The organism is Paenibacillus sp. EB106-05-06-XG162 (assembly GCF_058791655.1).
Genome location: NZ_JBYTDT010000041.1, coordinates 1 through 1,270 on the forward strand (window position 1 = coordinate 1; position 1,270 = coordinate 1,270).

1 protein-coding gene is annotated in these 1,270 nt (G+C 46.9%); it reads left to right on the forward strand.

What is annotated here, in order from left to right:
- Positions 1–1,113: IS110 family RNA-guided transposase (locus AC3WU2_RS30615; RefSeq protein ID WP_492458609.1), on the forward strand; the 1,113-nt coding region annotated here is incomplete at its 5' end.
- Positions 1,114–1,270 lie beyond the last annotated feature (157 nt).

Genomic DNA, 1,270 nt, shown 5'->3' on the forward strand with positions numbered 1-1,270 from the left:
TGGTTTCAGAAGATTTTAACCGAGCAAGGTTTCAAGAACGTCATTGTTGGTATGGAACCAACGGGTCACTACTGGCTTAACCTTGCTCATTTTCTAAGAGAAAAGCAAGTGAAACACGGAGTGGTGAATCCACTGCACGTGAAGAAAAGCAAAGAACTAGATGACAATTCTCCAACGAAGAATGACGTTAAAGATGCGAAAGTGATCGCGCAGCTGGTCAAAGACGGGAGATACGCCGTACCGAGCCTTCCACAGGGCGTTTATGCCGAACTACGGGAAGCGATGAAAATTCGCGAGCACCTGACGACTGACCTTTGCGTTGTGCAAGCACGTGTTCATAATTGGCTAGATCGGTATTTTCCAGAGTTTCTTACGGTATTTAAGGACTGGGAGTGCAAGTCCGCCATCCAAATGCTAAGCCTTTATTTACTGCCACATGAACTTGTTGATGTGCCGGATGAAACCCTGCTGCGGCACCTCAGGGAGGTCGCTAAGCGTGGGCTTGGCTCGGGTCGAGTAAAGAATCTGAAGGAGGCAGCAAGCTGTTCAGTAGGCATAAGGCAAGGTGCAGAGTTAGCTAAAATGGAGCTGAAGCTGCTGCTGACCCAGTACGAATGGCTTCAAAACAAGCTCGAAGAACTGGGAACGAAGTTGGATGAACTGCTCATGCAGATCCCACATGTGCAACTATTGTTAGCCATAAAAGGGATCGGTAGGGACACCATTGCAGGTTTTCTAGCTGAGGTAGGCGACATTGGTCAGTACCGTCATCCCAAGCAGATCACGAAGCTCGCTGGATTGAACTTAAAAACAAACTCATCGGGTACACACATTGGACAGACAAAGATAACGAAGCGAGGCCGTAAACGCCTTCGTGCTTTGCTCTTTCGAGTGATGATGCCGTTAGTCGCAAAAAACACAGCCTTCCGGGCCTTGCATGAGTATTACACCAAACGACAGGTGAATCCTCTCAAGAAGATGCAATCTCTCATTGCTTTGTGTAATAAGCTTATACGAGTCTTTTTCGGTATATTAACAAAAGGACACGAATTCAGTGAAGAAAAGATGATGCAGGATATCCCTCGATTTGCAGAGTTACCGCAAGCAGCTTAAATAACGATACTCAGTGTTGATGATCTAAGCAAAGGAAAAGATAACAAGAAGCACGGATGAGTCGGAAAAGGCACTATCCTTACGGACGAAGATCCTGTCGGGCAGCATATCTGACCTCCACCTCATGGACAGGTTGAATGAAGGAATGTGGGAGCGT